The 17,525-nt window shown below is 45.6% G+C and carries 8 protein-coding genes and 2 pseudogenes; all 10 read right to left on the bottom strand.

All coding sequences use genetic code 11. The features are described 5' to 3' along the window. Positions 1-44: 44 nt before the first annotated feature. Complete coding sequence (locus LFX17_RS03255; protein ID WP_238728885.1) at positions 45-254, bottom strand: hypothetical protein; 210 nt, start codon at positions 252-254, stop codon at positions 45-47. Positions 255-286: 32 nt separating this feature from the next. After that, positions 287-712, bottom strand: coding sequence for a hypothetical protein (locus LFX17_RS03250; protein ID WP_238728884.1), 426 nt, complete (start codon positions 710-712; stop codon positions 287-289). Positions 713-718: 6 nt separating this feature from the next. Beyond that, positions 719-1,567: an NADase-type glycan-binding domain-containing protein gene (locus LFX17_RS03245; RefSeq protein WP_238728883.1), complete on the bottom strand. Its 849-nt coding sequence runs from the start codon at positions 1,565-1,567 to the stop codon at positions 719-721. Positions 1,568-1,573: 6 nt separating this feature from the next. Then, positions 1,574-4,366 (bottom strand): TIGR04388 family protein, encoded by a 2,793-nt coding sequence (locus LFX17_RS03240; RefSeq protein WP_406600656.1) that lies wholly within the window; start codon positions 4,364-4,366, stop codon positions 1,574-1,576. A 450-nt stretch (positions 4,367-4,816) separates the two neighbouring features. Next, positions 4,817-5,026 carry a hypothetical protein gene (locus LFX17_RS03235; RefSeq protein WP_238745008.1) on the bottom strand — a complete coding sequence of 70 codons (210 nt, stop codon included), beginning with the start codon at positions 5,024-5,026 and terminating at the stop codon, positions 4,817-4,819. An 18-nt stretch (positions 5,027-5,044) separates the two neighbouring features. Further along, a complete protein-coding gene (locus LFX17_RS03230; protein ID WP_238745006.1) occupies positions 5,045-5,857 on the bottom strand; it encodes an NADase-type glycan-binding domain-containing protein in 813 nt (270 codons plus the stop codon). Further along, positions 5,839-11,877: pseudogene (locus LFX17_RS03225) on the bottom strand (TIGR04388 family protein); the annotation flags it as partial. The pseudogene LFX17_RS03225 and the gene LFX17_RS03230, both read right to left, overlap by 19 nt. 427 nt (positions 11,878-12,304) lie before the next feature. Further along, the gene (locus LFX17_RS03220; RefSeq protein WP_238745004.1) at positions 12,305-12,514 is read right to left on the bottom strand and encodes a hypothetical protein; all 210 of its coding nucleotides are present in this window, start codon (positions 12,512-12,514) and stop codon (positions 12,305-12,307) included. A gap of 39 nt (positions 12,515-12,553) precedes the next feature. Next, positions 12,554-13,054, bottom strand: coding sequence for a hypothetical protein (locus tag LFX17_RS03215; protein ID WP_238745002.1), 501 nt, complete (start codon positions 13,052-13,054; stop codon positions 12,554-12,556). A gap of 1 nt (position 13,055) precedes the next feature. Continuing rightward, positions 13,056-17,156: pseudogene (locus LFX17_RS03210) on the bottom strand (TIGR04388 family protein); the annotation flags it as partial. Positions 17,157-17,525: the final 369 nt, after the last annotated feature.

Here is a 17,525-nt window from a genome sequence, read left to right as displayed (position 1 = left end):
AACCTTTCTTGTTGTTCCTTACCATTCGCGGATTTGAAAGTTCTTCACTTCGGTAAATACGGCAACATCTCCTTGATCCTCTCTAGATCCTCAGGCAACAGATCCACCTTCACAAGACTTTCCGTCTTCGGATCAAAGTAAATGCAAGGTACAGTCGGACTCCAAGCCTTCTCCACATACATCGTTTGCCCCGTCGTTTTGTCGCGAACCGCTTCGCCGAGGACGAAGCCCTTTGGTGTTCCGTTAGATTTCATACTTTGTATCTTCTCTCAACTAGGTTTTACCCTCACCCGCGACCTCTTTTGCAAGACTTCAAGGATTTCTCATCTACTTCCTTCGATTCCAGATCAAAGATCGTAAACTTTTTGTAGTTCAAAGTCTCTCCGGTTCTTAATGTGATCACATATGTATCGTTTCCACATTCCGTAAAGTCTTCGATCTTCTCAAATTTGTCATTCGCCGAATCCAGGATCGGTGAATATTTTCTCACAAACGGAGCTTCTCCCTTCGGAAGTTTCGCTCCAAAATAATACCGAAAACCCCCAAACACGTGCTTCGGTTGTTTGAAAATCAAGAGCGTTAAACTCTTACTTGGATTTAACTTCTCGTATTCAACGCTTTCAGTCAGCTTCGTGCTCTGGAAAAGAAAATAACCGAATACACAAGCAATTGCTAATACGACTATATTTAAGATTAAAAGAAATAGTTTCATATTGATTTACCTAGGAATATATTGGTATTCCTTCTCCTCCCCGCCACCGCTCCGAATATCTGTAATACAAGTAATATCTTTCTCCTTGCTTCCGTCCCAGACACTGTTTATCTCAATGGCAACCATCACGATTTTATCAATTCCGCCAGACACATCAGTATCCTCAAAAATATTATCAAAATTTGGGATTTGAATTTTTTGATATCCAACTGTATCTTTGAGAGTCACTTTTTGTTTTTGATACAACCAAGGATTGGAAAAAGACAATTCCCCGGCCTGAATCGGACTTGGAGGATATTCTGTGACCAGATAATAGATCGTAATGTCCTTGGGTCGGTTGCGTTCCAAAAATCCTTTCTTGTTGTTTTGTTTGCCGGGGAGGATATAAAAGGAATTCACTTTTTTTTCATCTAACATTATATATATGTAACTTAGTAAGATTTCTCCAACACCGCGATTCGTATCTGTACAATACGCCTTTCCTTCTTTCAAGCCATAACGATGCACATAATAAGGAATGTTGTCACAAGACTTCTTGGTCCAATCCCGAAATGCCTTTTTGTCTTTTTCCTTCGGTTTGGATTTCAAGAAATCGGAAAGCTCCTTTCCTTTGGGGCGTAAATGAGAAGTCGCCCAAGAAAGCCCCCAAGACCAACGACCATCATCAAAAAACGCGGTTCCGTAAAAAGTCTGCTTTAACACATCATCGTCTTTCATCGTCTTCAATGCCTTCAAAGACGGATTGTCTTTTGAAGTTATACAATCCGGACCGGGAAGAATTTCTTCCTGGCTCCAAAGATTCATAGAGAAGAAAAGAAAGAGCAAAAGTAGAATTTGCAATTTGATATTTTTCATTTTGGTTTAGTCCTTTTTAAAGAAGTCAAATTTGAAAATATTAGAGAACTTGTTCCAAAAGCCACCCGAAGAACTCCGTCTTCTTGATCCCGATGAGGAACTACCAGAAGGAGTATTCGCTCCCGTATCTTCGACAATTGTATATGCGTAGTTAAATTGTGCCACATTCAATTTGTCAATTGGATAAAAGACGGCACGTCCATCTTGTCCACCGGCTCCACTTGTGTATCCCTTGTTTGCATCACCATATGAGTCATTGATCATGAATCCACGTTCTCCATGTGGTCCTTCCACATATCCAACAATTCGAGTTACGTGACCAATGCTATTCGCGTATTTCCCTCCGACGTTCACAGCCATTCCTTGATCGAGTTGTCGTTTCGCAAATTCAAAGAATTTATCATTAAATTGGGCTCTAGTTTGACTCTCCTTCATGTAAATATCTGCCCCAACTTTCAGACCGTCTTTCTTCAAAGCTTGAGATATTTCCGAAACTTCCAACTGAGAAGGTCTCTTTCCAAGAGCAACGGCAAAGTCTCCCATGTGTTTTGCGACTTCACCCACAGTTTTTCCGTTGTTGTGACGATCTTCTGCAATCACGGTCGATTGGCAAACCGCGCTGTCACGCAGATCGCCACCCTTACCATCTCCATATTTGTCGTTCTGCCAATCCCAAGCCTTGTATTCATTCGGGTTGCTCCTGTCATATGCTCGAACAAGACCACGCTCTCCAGGATAACTACTCTGAGCTTCTCTCTGCGTTCTTCCTACTTCTTCCACAACCATTTTTCCCTTGTGGCCGTTTCTCTCGATCTCAACCGTATGCGTGCCATTCTTTGTCTCGTGCAATATCGGCTGACCAGTCACGTCCTTACGCAAACTCACCTTCGGAGTTCCGTCATCGTATTTCGTTCCGCTTCCTCCGCGCTCTCCCAATACATTGGTCAGATGGTTTAAATATTCGTTTGTGCTTTTAAAATTCACTCCGATTACGGTTTGTTTTAATACATCCAAACTGCTGCTTTTAGTCAAATAGTCCTTACCGTTTAAATGCTGAATTTGCTCGATTTCAACTTTGCCGTTCTTGTTTTTAAAGAACAAATCTTCCTTTAGCCCGTATTTATTGCTTTCAGACTGAAAGTGAACTACGCCGTTTTCATCAGATCCAACATTCTTCCATTTCGATCCAGCATAATCAAATTCTTTGATTTCGCCTAATGCACGGATTTTGTCTTTTGAATTCGCTGATTTTACAATTTTCGTATTGTCTTCAGACAATATTCCATTTCCGTCTAAAACACGTTGAACTTGTTCAGTGTAGTTGTGCACAACGTAGCCCGCGCCGGAATTGGATTCTCTTCCGCCCACAACGTAAGTATGATTCTCCTCTACTTCTAAGTTGTAAACCTTAGTCGGTTCCGTGTTGTAGTAGTAAATCCCCGTTACAGTTCCCCAACTTCCGTCTGCTTTGAGAACTTGGTCTCGCAAGCGGAGGTCTTCCACCTTCACCCATTCCGAGGTTTGGGTTGTGGTGTTAGAAGAGAACCTTTCCGTCTTACTCAACGTTACATCCGAGGCTGAATGGTTAGAATCTGTAGAATGGGGAAGCTCCTCTATTACACTCGCTGTCTTTGTTTCGCTCTCGCTTCCCGAGCCCAAAAGGCTCGTCACGATTCTTGCTTCTCGCGGATGAAGCAGATGTTCATGAGTTTTGTATGTTCTTTGAATCCCGCTCGGGTCAAACGGTGATACTCTGTTTTGGTTTGTGCTGGCATTCGAACCATTCTGAGTTACGATTCTCCGTCTAAACGGGTGGTTCCAAGTCGTATGAATCTCGTCTTCCCCGTCTAACTCAAGAAAGAAAAGCTGCGGAACTTCGTGGACAAAAGTTTCCGTGACTCTCTTGTTCTCGAGTTTTCCGGTTCTTTCGTTCCAGGACTGGACTACGTCCCCGATCTTTACTTCTTCGATCGCAATTAGCTCGTAGTCCTCGGAACTAAACTCGGGTGATTTAACATTCCCGTATATTCCGTTTTCTTTGTGTTTCAAACGCAATACCGGGACGTCTCCGCGAAAACACGTGTCTAAGTGAAATACGCCTTGTTTGTCCACCATCTTGCTTCCGTCGTTCGCAATACCGAAGCTCTGGGCAATGTCTCCGAACATTCCCGTTACAAACTTACCGAAAGTGCTCGTTGCACTCTTACCGTCGTTGAAGCGGATCTCAATCCCCGATCTTTCTCCGGCTCTCGTTACATCGTCCTTCCACTTCTGCAAGCCCTCAGGCGTTTGGGACATCGCTTCCTTGTGCGCGTTCCATTTCTCTAACAACTTCTCAGGCTGTGCATTCTCTACGTCGATGCTGCCGTCCTTGTTTTTAGGTAAATACTTGTCCACATCTGCTTGCGTAAACAACGGTTTCTCCATCTTCGTCGCAATACTCAGCTCCGTACGCAAGATCTCCATCTGAGACTTCTCGTGATTGTAAGAGCTGTTCTCAGCTGTCACACCTTGAAGATATTCGTTCTGGAAATTCTGGTTCAAAGTCGCCTGTTCCCAACCATGACTGTTCGTGTTGTAGCTCACAGTACCGATCGTAGCCCCTTTCAGTCCCTGGATGCTAAAACCCAATACACCGTCATTCCCTAAGTCAAGCGTCGCTCCACCTCCGCGAAGTCTCTGAGGAATCGCCGTGTTTCCGTCGTGGTTGTAAGACAACGCTAAACTCGAGTGACCTTCTCTACTCGCAGATACGTTAACACTTCCGTTCGCCCAAGATTTGCCACCTGCCTTGTTCACGTCATAGCTTGCGTTCGCGGTATAGCTGCCGCTTGGGGCGAGTTCGCTTCGCGAAACGCGCTCTCCGCTTCAATCAGCATCGCACCATTCGGTTTTGATAAAAACAAAGAACAGCGTAGTACTCGATGGTGCAATGCCGGATTTACGCTACGATCGCTCTCGCGGGGAAATACTTTCTCTTTCAGCAGTTGATTGCTTCGCACAGCCTGTGCAGTCGGAATGTTTTTAACGTTAGCCGTTGAAAGTTTGGAGAAAAAAATGAAAGGAAAATTACTGAGTCAGGAACCGACTCTTTGATACATCAAAGAGTCGCCTACAGAGTGCTTTTGTCAATGGGAAAGGAGAAGTTGAAGGAAATTTTTGTTCGCCTGATTCACATGTAAAACTGTATGTCCTTTCAATAGAGAACCTTTCTTGTTGTTCCTTGCCATTCGCGGGTTTGCAAGTTCTTCACTTCGGTAAATACGGCAATATCTCCTTGATCCTCTCCAAGTTTTCAGGCAACAGATCCACCTTCACAAGACTTTCCGTCTCTGCATCGAAGTAAATGCAAGGTACAGTCGGGCTCCAAGCCTTCTCCACATACATCTTTTGCCCCGTCGCTTTGTCCCGAACCGCTTCGCCGAGGACGAAGCCTTTTGGTGTTCCGTTTGTTGTCATTGCGTTTCTCTTTGGAATTCAGTCCCGAAGCGTCGCCTTTTTGTAAAACGCATCGTCTTTGAAATTTCCAATCTCCGCAATGCAAGTATGCTCTTTGTTTTCCTTGCCCTCAATCACGGATTTAATCTCGATCGCTACTAAAATCAAAGTCTCACCCTCTCTTACCTTCATCCCTTTCATTTCTTTCAAAATTTCTTTGTAAGGTTGGATTTCAATCTTTTGATACCCGGGTTCTGCACTCAATTTCACCGATTGTTTACCAAAATACGATACATCGAGTAGCATCGTTCCACCGGCTTGCGAAGTATCCGTTGCTCCGGGAAGTAAATAATGGACTACAACCTCCGATGGGCGGGAATACGATTCGAAATTCTTTCTAAGTCCGTTCGCACCCGGAAGGATATAGAAGAAGTTTTTGTTTTTAATATCGATCAATCCAACTACTACTTCTCCAATTCCAGTTCCAGGAACTCCTTCGCACCATCTAGTAGCTTCTCGCTGATCTTGAACCCGGTATGCATTCAAACCACAAGTTTCCTCGGCCCATTCATTTTGACTCATGTTCTTAGGCCGAGACTTAGAGACTGACTTGTGTGGTTTAAAGGACGTTTGCCAATCCATACCTTTTGCCGGTATATTTGCGTTTGAGGTATAGAACACACCGTCTACAGAATTTCCTTTCTGTTTCTTGTTCAAGTTCTTCAAATCCGCATTGCTCTTTTTTGAAAAACAATCCTCATATTCTTCCACTTGAGAAAACAAAGGGACTAAAGAGAGCCAAATCCCTAATAGTATCAGTAGTTTGTAATGTTTTAATTTGTTGGTTTCCATATATTGCTCCATTGTTTCCGTATTCTTTCCACTTCTTCTTTCGTTGTCTCTAAACTTTTCTTTTGTTCTTCCAACTTCCGATTCGATTCTTCTCTCTTCTTTTCGTCCGTTGTATTCTTAACGATTTTTTCCAAAGACTCGATCGAAGCGGAAAGACTCGCTTGTTGCTTTTTCAAACCAGGATACGAAGTAACATCTTTCCAGTACACCTTTCTTTCCGTCTCAGTCAATGGCTTCTGCCCATTCGGTTTCAGAGTAAATCCGTATCCCAAGACAAAATCGCTAAACTTGTAATGGTTCGACTTTCCGTCGTGGCTCGCATATCCGGTACTCGCGTCTCCAAAAGAATCTTCCGTTACGAAGCCGTTGTCATCCACCCCGGTTATGGTGATTACGTGATCTAGTCCCGCAAACTTACCGCCAACTACTACAACCTCTCCCTTAGCCAACTTCTCCTTGATCCAAGGGATCAAGTGTTCTTTTTGAAATTGTTTTTTGAATTCCGGAACTTCCACTTTTTCATAATGGTTCTTTGCTTTTGTATATTCGCCTGGTTCGTCTTCATAATTCGTCTCTTTTGGGGCTTCTGGAGCTCCTTTACTACCCATTGCAATCAAAGAACCATCCTTCGGTATGTCAAAACCCATCGTCCGATACACCATAGCTGCCTGTTGCTCGATACCCATCTGAGACGGTTTCGGTTTTCCAGGTAACAATTGGCCCGCTTCCGCCATGAGGCGGGTAGTCATCACGTTCAGTTTTCCGTATTGGTTGATCTGTTCCTGCGTCATCTTGAAACCCGAAGCGGCCATCACCATTGCCGGTCCGTGAGACTGACAAGCGCTACTGTCTTTTACGTCTCCGTCTCTGTTACCAGGTAACGAATACAACACTGGTTTTCCTTCCTTGTTCGTTTGCCCTAAGTAAGACTGGCCTCTCTGCGTCTGCGTCAGGAGTGTAATATTCATGAAACCGTTGTTTGCAATTCGCACAAGCTCCGGTCTTCCGTTGTAACTCATCAAATTGCCGTCGCTGTCACGCTCGGGTTGAATATTCTTTTCTCTGAATATTTGAGCCATTCTGTCTTGGTAATACTTCGGATTCTCTGCAAACGTAGGATAGTTTCCGGCTCTGTCTTGATCCGGCTTCTCGTTCAGATACTTGTCATATCGTTTCGTATCTTCCGCTACCGTCCCTTCTGCAAGAACTTGTTTCATCTCGATCGTTTTGATGGTCTTACCATTTGCATCCTTGTATCCGGAATCTACTTCGCGGAACGAGATTCTTTCTGTCTGGCCACCCGCGTTCTGCAATGTAAAGAACGTCACCTCAGAGTCCTTAGTCACTTTCGTTTTGGTTTTTGTTTCAGTGACTACGGTCTCTTTCACATATCGTTTCCCGTTGACCTCAATCTCGTCCAAAGAATGGATCTTCTCCAACCTGTCTTTAGCACTTAGGTTCGCGTTCGCGATCAGATCTTTTACCTCATTGAAATCACTTTTAACAATCTTGCCCTTCGGTTCATTCGGAATAATCGTTCGAGTCTCGTTCGGATCACTCAATTTCTTCGTAGGTTGTTCTCCGCTAAGCTCGGTTAGAAACTTTCCGTTCGCCTCAAATACTTTTACGCTCTCCTGCGGGTTTCCAAAAAGGTCTTTCCAACTCAACTTCTGTTTTACATATCCGGAATCCGTAATGCTCACTTCTTCCTTCACACCCGGCTTGTATTCCCGGTCAAAGTGAACCTCTCCGGTTTCCTTGTTCACTTGTCGGTCGTACGTCTTGCCGTCCCAATTCAGTTGTTTCGTAGCGACATTGTCCTTCGATTGCATCTTCTCGATCGTCTTCGTCTCGAAACGGCTCTGGGTCGTTGAAATTGTCATCGGTTTTGACGACTTCTCGTCCATCGTTTCTAACGTTTCATGCAACTTCGTATTGTCTTTGTCCAACAGCGCCGCCACTTGAGTCTCGTGCGTCTTCTTCTCGTTTCGCAGATTCGTAAGCTCGGTCTTCTGCTTGTCGTTCAGTGAATGACCTTCACCCAACTTCTCAAGTCGATGCAGCTCAGACTCTTTTGGATATGGCGCCACTTCCCGGTTGATGATCATCGCCCTTTCCTTCTCCAAAGTCTTCTGCATTGTCACCATGTCGTTTCTGCGTTTCTCCATCTCTGGAGTTCGCTTGTAGGGCTCGTTCGGATGATCCTTGTTCCACTTCGCGTAGCTCTCCGCTTCCTGTTTGTTTTGGCTCACGCGAAGGTCTGTGATCTTGCGGTCAAACTCGGCAAGTTGTTTTCTCGTTTCCGGCTTGATCTTGTCTCCAAGCGCCTTCAACTTCTCCTCATACGTTACCTTGTGTTCATTCGGATTGAATGTGTCCTTCTTCACAAATCCGTGTTCTACGAGAACTTCAGCATACCTCGGATCGTTGTGGTGTTTCTCTTGGATCAGCTTTACAATGTCGCTCTTCACCTTTTCCGATCGCTCGATCATCTGCCGCCCGATATTGTCTTCTTTAATCTTGTGTTCTGCTAACTTCTGATTCGTTTCTTTAATCGTGTTTGTCAGCTTTCCGCGTTCTTCCGCACTCGATATACTCAGTGCAGCAGACATGATATATCCTTTCATCGGAAGCGCATTACCCCCAGGAAGATTACCAAGGCCAACTCCAGGTTTCAAGAATCCGCTCGTGCCCACTCCGTTAGAACTCAACCAACTTGAAACGGATTTCATGTGATTCTCACTAAAGCCCTTGCTCGGATCGACTCCCTTCAACTGTTTGCGAAGGTCTGCTATTCCCGGTATCGAATCGCTCTTCGGATCATGGATCGCTTTCAAGAATTCATTGTTGCGGATCACTCCCAGTTGCATACTCGCTTCCGCTGCTTTTTGTTTCGTAACAAGAATGTTCGACTCCTTGTTTAACGTTTCCCGGGACGCGTTCGTTTCCTTCACTGCCTGCTGAAACTCTACAGCTTTCTGATATACCTCGTTGCCGGCCCCGCCTTCAAGACCCGCGAACTTCTTCGCTACGTCATACACATCGTTCGAAAGTCGTTTGAATCCTCCGAACATCGCCTCTTGCGCGTTGTTGTAGTTGTGGACAACATATCCCGCGCCGGAATTGGATTCTCTTCCGCCCACAACGTAAGTATGATTCTCCTCTACTTCTAAGTTGTATACCTTAGTCGGTTCCGTGTTGTAGTAGTAAATCCCCGTTACAGTTCCCCAGCTGCCATCGGAACGGAGAACTTGGTCCTTCACTTTCAGATCTTCCACCTTCACCCATTCCGAGGTTTGTGTCGTGGTGTTAGAAGAGAACCTTTCCGTCTTCGACAACGTTACATCCGAGGCTGAATGGTTAGAATCTGTAGAATGGGGAAGCTCCTCTATTACACTCGCTGTCTTTGTTTCGCTCTCGCTTCCCGAGCCCAAAAGGCTCGTCACGATTCTTGCTTCTCGCGGATGAAGCAGATGTTCATGAGTTTTGAAATCTCTTTGGATTCCCTTTAGATCAAACGGTGATACTCTGTTTTGGTTTGTGTTCTGACTTCCGTTTGCACTCACCCTCCGTCTAAACGGGTGGTTCCAAGTCGTATGAATCTCGTCTTCCCCGTCTAACTCAAGAAAGAAAAGCTGCGGAACTTCGTGGACAAACGTCTCCGTGACTTTCTTGTTCTCGAACGTGTTCGTTTTCTCGTTCCAGGACTGGACTACGTCCCCGATCTTTACTTCTTCGATCGCAATTAGCTCGTAGTCCTCGGAACTAAACTCGGGTGATTTAACATTCCCGTATATTCCGTTTTCTTTGTGTTTCAAACGCAATACCGGGACGTCTCCGCGAAAACACGTGTCTAAGTGAAATACGCCTTGTTTGTTCACCATCTTGCTTCCGTCGTTCGCAATACCGAAACTCTGGGCAATGTCTCCGAACATTCCCGTTACAAACTTACCGAAAGTGCTCGTTGCACTCTTACCGTCGTTGAAGCGGATCTCAATCCCCGATCTTTCTCCGGCTCTCGTTACATCGTCCTTCCACTTCTGCAAGCCCTCAGGCGTTTGGGACATCGCTTCCTTGTGCGCGTTCCATTTCTCTAACAACTTCTCAGGCTGTGCATTCTCTACGTCGATGCTGCCGTCCTTGTTTTTAGGTAAATACTTGTCCACATCTGCTTGCGTAAACAACGGTTTCTCCATCTTCGTCGCAATACTCAGCTCCGTACGCAAGATCTCCATCTGAGACTTCTCGTGATTGTAAGAGCTGTTCTCAGCTGTCACACCTTGAAGATATTCGTTCTGGAAATTCTGGTTCAAAGTCGCCTGTTCCCAACCGTGACTGTTCGTGTTGTAGCTCACAGTACCGATCGTAGCCCCTTTCAGTCCCTGGATGCTAAAACCCAATACCCCGTCATTCCCTAAGTCAAGCGTCGCTCCACCTCCGCGAAGTCTCTGAGGAATCGCCGTGTTTCCGTCGTGGTTGTAAGACAACGCTAAACTCGAGTGACCTTCTCTACTCGCAGATACGTTAACACTTCCGTTCGCCCAAGATTTGCCACCTGCCTTGTTCACGTCATAGCTTGCGTTCGCGGTATAGCTGCCGCTTTTAAAGTTGTAGTCTAACCCTAAGCCTACGTTGTTCGTAAAGTTCGTGTTCACGTTCATTCCAAGACCTTGATCAGCATTGTAGCTCAGTCCCAAGGTTAGATTGCTCATTTTCATTCCTTCCAACGCGGTCTTTAATATTTCTCCCCCAGGTAACCCTTTGACACCGGACACGTTCAAGCTAACTCCACCGCCCCAACCGCCTTTCACTTCGTGTTGACCCGTCAAAAGGTTCGCGTTCTGATGTTTGGTATACGTTACGTAGCCCGTAAGAGGAGTTTTTACTCCTAAGGTCGCCGTCGAGATGAGGCCGTTTACAAGGGCTGCAGCCGAGCCATTTGCCCCGTTGATTCTGTTTTCGATCGCCATCGTCGCCGCTGTACTCGCCGCAAGCATGGCCACCTGCGCATTGTTAAGCGAAAGCCCAACCGTCGCCAATGTTGTGTTAATCGCCGTCGCACCCGTTCCGATCACCGAATTTAACATCTGAATTCCCGCGGGACCGCCGAAATAGGTCACTGCTGCCGCTGCTGCTAACTGGACCAATACCTCAGCATCCTTCAGTCTTTGTTCTCTCGCTGCCTTTCTCGCCTCTTGTTTGTCGATTTGGTATTTGAGCAATAACCCCAGATTGTGACCCATTGCAGGATCTCCCGTCAATGCCTCGCCGATCTTGTCAAAAAGGACGTTACGCATCTCCGTTTCTACATACGCTTTGTTGATAATGCCTTGTCCCGTTCTGCCTTTCACGTCTTCCAGCGTTATCTTGTTGTGCCACTCTTTACTTTGGTCATATATCGAAGAACGGAGGTCCGAAGGTACGACCGATTCTCCCAGCATGTTCCCTAAATCCGCTACCGAAGTCAGAATTCCTTTGAATCCCTTCGATATGAGAGACGTGATTCCTCCGTTGAACAACTTGTTGTCAAGGATAAAAAGGGAGCTGTATCCCAGTGTAAGCGGCAGTCCGTTGGTCAGCATCCCGTCCCGTCTGTGTAAATCCCGCTCCGCTTGTTTGCGCACCACAAAGTCGCTCGCCTGTTTCGACCAAAGCTCGATTTGAGCAGGATCCATATGCGTAACTCTGCCGTATTCCTTCACAGAAGCGCTCGCAAGCACCTGTTGCGTCGTATCCCAGTTTTTAATATCTTCTTTCAGATCCCTCAGTTTCAGTTCGTTCAGGATCGATCTGGTTTCTTGATTGATATGTTTTTCGTATTTCTCCGACGTTAATCCAAGATCTCCCGTGATATGAGCGCTCGATTTAATTCCCGCTCCCACAACCTCGCCGATATTACCAGATATCCCCGCTACGACTCGCTTAAACTCACCGCCAAGAGATTGTAAAGAAAACGCTCCGCTACGCATACCAAGCTCTTCTTTTGCCTGGCGCATCTCCATATATCCGATCGCAACTTGGCCTAAGGCGTTGGGCGAGTTCGCTTCGCGAAACGCGCTCTACGCTTCAATCAGCATCGCACCATCAAGTCCAAAGAAAGAAAAAAACAGCGTATTACTCGATGGTGCAATGCCGGATTTACGCTGCGATCCCTCTCGCGGGTTCGTTTGTTCTTCTTTCAGCAGTTGATTGCTTCGCACAGCCTGTGCAGTCGGAATGTTTTTAACGTCAAGTGGTGAAAGTTTGGAGAAAAAAATGAAAGGAAAATTACTGAGTCAGGAACCGACTCTTTGATACATCAAAGAGTCGCCTACAGAGTGCTTTTGTCAATGGGAAAGGAGAAGTTGAAGGAAATTTTTGTTCGCCTGATTCACATGTAAAACTGTATGTCCTTTCAATAGAGAACCTTTCTTGTTGTTCCTTGCCATTCGCGGGTTTGCAAGTTCTTCACTTCGGTAAATACGGCAATATCTCCTTGATCCTCTCCAAGTTTTCAGGCAACAGATCCACCTTCACAAGACTTTCCGTCTTCGGATCAAAGTAAATGCAAGGTACTGTCGGACTCCAAGCCTTCTCCACATACATCGTTTGGCCCGTCGTTTTGTCGCGGACCGCTTCGCCGAGGACGAAGCCCTTTGGTGTTCCGTTGGATTTCATGCGTTTCTTCTTTGAATCAAGTCCTAATTGCCAAATCCCTCAGTTGTCCGGCCCAGGATCGGATTCTTGGGTCATCTCCTCTCTTTTGTAAGACGTGCAGTCGTCTAAGGTGTCATTGAAGAGCTTAGACATGCCAGTAAAAGTATCTGCATCATCAGTCGAAGGCTTAGTAGAACTAAAAGTCAGCATATACTTTATTTCTGGAGATTTAGGATCACGATCCATAATGTAATCATAGAAAAAGGCTTTCTTGCCATCGTAATCGATTTCATACTTCCCTTCCTCAACTCTTTGCCACTTTGTACGGACGTCTTTCACTTCCTTAAGTCCAACGAATCGAATGACTGCGGTATCCGGCTTTTGAATCTCCACACATATCCCACCGTAATCAAATGTGCGGTCTTTAAAAACAAGGCTTGTACGAACGCTGTAAACCCCATCTACTTCGAAAGAAACCTCAGGCTCCTTCTGCCCCGGCTTGCATTCCTTGCAAGAAGTCAAAAATGCTAAAATAAATAGACTGCAAATAATCTTCTTCATCTCATTTCATTCCTTTTGGTTTGATATATGTGATCTTACGAATCTGTTTGAACACGTCTGAATCGAATTCTTTATTGTGATATTCTTTATTATCGTTGTGATCCATCATCATAAATTTGCCTTTGGATTCATTCCAAGCAACGATAAAATAATGTTGCCCGCCAAAATCTAACGTTTTGTTAAATCCGCCTTTTCCGTATGCGGTCTTGTCAATCCAAACCTTGAATGTCTTAATTCCCTGGTCTTTCAAAGTTTTCATCGTTTCGGAATAGTTCAGAGGTTGCCAACTTTGATCGTTCCAAGCTCCCGCTTTTTCAAACTTGTTGTCAATCTTTTCTACCTTGTATCCAGCTAACAAGCCGTCCCCGGTCTCCTCGATCTTGCCAAAAAATACACCCGCTCCACCCGCTTGCGTCGTGGAATAGGAAAGATTTCCTTTACGAACCTGCTCTCGATACCACACATCAAACGGACGCTTCTCCAAATTACTTCCCTTCAACAGCGCGTAATCACTCCAGGCGTAACAAATACCGCTCGCAACTCCTTTCGTCGGATCGATCGTATTCTTCTTGTCGCTAAACCATTTCTTCGATTCCTCAAACGTCGACTTCCGACTCTCGAAATAGGAAACCTGAGAATCCGCTTTTTTCAACATCGATTTCGTATCCACGAGCTGATCTTTGATCGACGTTAATGAATTCTTTTGTGTTTCCAAATTAGCTGCCTTCTGCGCCAACACGGCCGGGTCTGCGTGCTTGTCTTTCTTTAACTTCGAAATCTCCGATGACAAGGAAGTGATCGAGTCCGAAATTCCTTTCTCTTTCGATTTGAGAGACGTTTGCAGATCTGTTAGACTTTGCTTGTTCTTTAACGCACTATCCAACTCTTCTTGATAGTAATATTTCCCGCCATCGCCCTGGAATTCTTGGCGCATCATATCGACCACGTCGTGAAGTTTTCCCGTCAACCCGGCCTTGCCTTCCTTCATCGTCGTATAGTTATTTGATTTGTTCTGATTCGAATCGTTGTAGTCCGTCATCTCCGCAATTCCGTCAAATCCTACGTATTCAGGATCTTGCCTCGTGTATCGAATATCAAAATTGCCTTTGTCGTCATATACCATTTCCGAATCATACTTCTTGCGGAACGCATCCTTTTGATGCTCGATTAGAATCTTAACTTCGTTCTTGGCAGTCCGTAGTCCCTGATTGATCTTCTTGTCAAATTCAGTCTGATGAGGGAAGGAATTTTCCGTCATTCCACCGGCCGCTTTCTGGAGAAGATTCGATACGATATTACTTGCTTCTGCCGAATCTTTCGATCCGCTGTATATCTTGTCGAGGTTTGCGATCAATTTACTTCTGTCTTCCGGTCCAAGCTCATCCACTAACTTGTTTTCACGAGCATACGATTCGATTTTAAGTTTCTTCAATTCATCCAAAAGCTTCGGTCGATCCTTTGCTTGAGCGTTGAATATCTTTTCTCTTAACTCGCTTGACTTTGCCTTGTCATCAACATTGAAATGTTTGTCCGAGTTCAACGTTTCCGTAAAAGCAGGTAGATCTTTTTGAACATGAGTTAACTCAACTTCGTGAGTCGATGCCTTGACCTTTTTGCCGTTCTTCTCGTCTACTTTCTTCTCGTTCCCGTTTGCTTCGAAGATCGTTACCTTGTCTTCTTTTTTACCAAAGCCGAATGCACCGGTCCAGCTCAACTTCTGTTCGATATGGTTGTCGGGTGTAACTCGAATCTCTTCTTTCACTCCTCGACTGTATTCCCTTGAATAACTTACTTCTCCGGTTCTTTCGTTGATTTGTTTTTTGTATTTGTTGTCGTTCCAGGTTATTTCCTTTGTAGTTCCGCCCTCACCTTTGCGAAGATTCTCAGCTACTGTGTGATCTAAAGTTTTTGTATCCGCTGGAATTCGAAGTGGCATAATCGAAGCAGCTGCAGTCTTTAAGTTTGCGTAGTCGTGCGTTATTATTTTTGCAAGATCAGATCCAACCTTCTCGTGGTCCAATGCCTTCTGTCTCAACTGCTCTTGATTCGTCGCAAGTTTCTCGTTCAAGTGAGCAAGTTCACCTGCACTCCCCGCTTCGGAAGCCGCTTTCAGCAACAAGCCCTTCAAACCACTTTGACCGGCTCCGTTTTGCATCCCACCTTTGAAAAGTCCAATTCCACCACCAAGCCCGGACTCTCCAGATGTTTTCTTCAACCAGGTCTCTACCGCAGCCATTTGAGATTTGTTCAATCCCGCTTTCGGATTCACGTCCTTCAGCGCTTTTCTTAGATCCGCTACTCCTTCGATTCCGTCCGATCCTTTGTCCCTTACCACGCTCAGTAAAAATTCGTTACGCTTCCCTAAAAGCTCCTTCTTCCCTTGGCCAACCGCGACTTCCGTGATCAGCGCAGATCTCTCAGCACCTAACTTGCGGTCCTTCGTGTCGTATTCATTCAACTTGCTAAGAAGCTCTTTCGCCTGACCACTCAGTGGCTTCTCAGCTCCCAAACCGAACAATCCTTCTCTTCCCATCAAGTCTTTCAGTCCCGCTTTGATTGCGCTTACGCCTTTGTCAAAGCCGCCTTCGTAGTTGTGAACAACGTAGCCCGCGCCGGAATTGGTTTCTCTTCCCCCCACAACGTAAGTATGATTCTCCTCTACTTCTAAGTTGTAAACCTTAGTCGGTTCCGTGTTGTAGTAGTAAATCCCCGTTACAGTTCCCCAACTTCCGTCTGCTTTGAGAACTTGGTCTCGCAAGCGGAGGTCTTCCACCTTCACCCATTCCGAGGTTTGTGTCGTGGTGTTAGAAGAGAACCTTTCCGTCTTCGACAACGTTACATCCGAGGCTGAATGGTTAGAATCTGTAGAATGGGGAAGCTCCTCTATTACACTCGCTGTCTTTGTTTCGCTCTCGCTTCCCGAGCCGACAAGGCTCGTCACGATTCTTGCTTCTCGCGGATGAAGCAGATGTTCATGAGTTTTGAAATCTCTTTGGATTCCCTTTAGATCAAACGGAGAAACTCTGTTTTGATTTGTGTTGGCATTCGAACCATTCTGAGTTACGATTCTCCGTCTAAACGGGTGGTTCCAAGTTGTGTGGATCTCGTCTTCCCCGTCTAACTCAAGAAAGAAAAGCTGCGGAACTTCGTGGACAAACGTCTCCGTCACTTTCTTGTTCTCGAGTTTTCCGGTTCTTTCGTTCCAGGACTGGACTACGTCCCCGATCTTTACCTCTTCGATCGCAATTAGCTCGTAGTCCTCGGAACTAAACTCGGGTGATTTAACATTCCCGTATATTCCGTTTTCTTTGTGTTTCAAACGCCAAACCGGGACGTCTCCGCGAAAACACGTGTCTAAGTGGAACACGCCTTGTTTGTCCACCATCTTGCTTCCGTCGTTCGCAATACCGAAGCTCTGGGCAATATCTCCGAACATTCCCGTTACAAACTTACCGAAAGTGCTCGTTGCACTCTTACCGTCGTTGAAGCGGATCTCAATCCCCGATCTTTCTCCGGCTCTCGTTACATCGTCCTTCCACTTCTGCAAGCCCTCAGCCGTTTGAGACATCGCTTCCTTGTGCGCGTTCCATTTCTCTAACAACTTCTCAGGCTGTGCATTCTCTACGTCGATACTGCCGTCCTTGTTTTTAGGTAAATACTTGTCCACATCTGCTTGCGTAAACAACGGTTTCTCCATCTTCGTCGCAATACTCAGCTCCGTACGCAAGATCTCCATCTGAGACTTCTCGTGATTGTAAGAGCTGTTCTCAGCTGTCACACCTTGAAGATATTCGTTCTGGAAATTCTGGTTCAAAGTCGCCTGTTCCCAACCATGACTGTTCGTGTTGTAGCTCACATTACCGATCGTAGCCCCTTTCAGTCCCTGGATGCTAAAACCCAATACACCGTCATTACCTAAGTCAAGCGTCGCTCCACCTCCGCGAAGTCTCTGAGGAATCGCCGTGTTTCCGTCGTGGTTGTAAGACAACGCTAAACTCGAGTGACCTTCTCTACTCGCAGATACGTTAACACTTCCGTTCGCCCAAGATTTGCCACCTGCCTTGTTCACGTCATAGCTCGCGTTCGCGGTATAGCTGCCGCTTGGGGCGAGTTCGCTTCGCGAAACGCGCTCTCCGCTTCAATCAGCATCGCACCATTCGGTTTTGATAAAAACAAAGAACAGCGTATTACACGATGGTGCAATGCCGGATTTACGCTGCGATCACTCTCGCGGGTTCGTTTGTTCTTCTTTCAATAGTTGATTGTTTCGCACAGCCTGTGCAGTCGGAATGTCTTTAACGTTAAGTGGTGAAAGTTTGGAGAAAAAAATGAAAGGAAAATTACGGAGTCAGGAACCGACTCTTTGATACATCAAAGAGTCGCCTACAGAGTGCTTTTGTCAATGGGAAAGGAGAAATTGAAGGAAATTTTTGTTCGCCTGATTCACATGTAAAACTGTATGTCCTTTCAA

It is taken from the genome of Leptospira sanjuanensis, from assembly GCF_022267375.1.
Taxonomy (GTDB): Bacteria; Spirochaetota; Leptospiria; order Leptospirales; family Leptospiraceae; genus Leptospira; species Leptospira sanjuanensis.
Note: the sequence above shows the minus strand (reverse complement) of the source record. Positions and strands in the feature narration are given on the sequence as shown.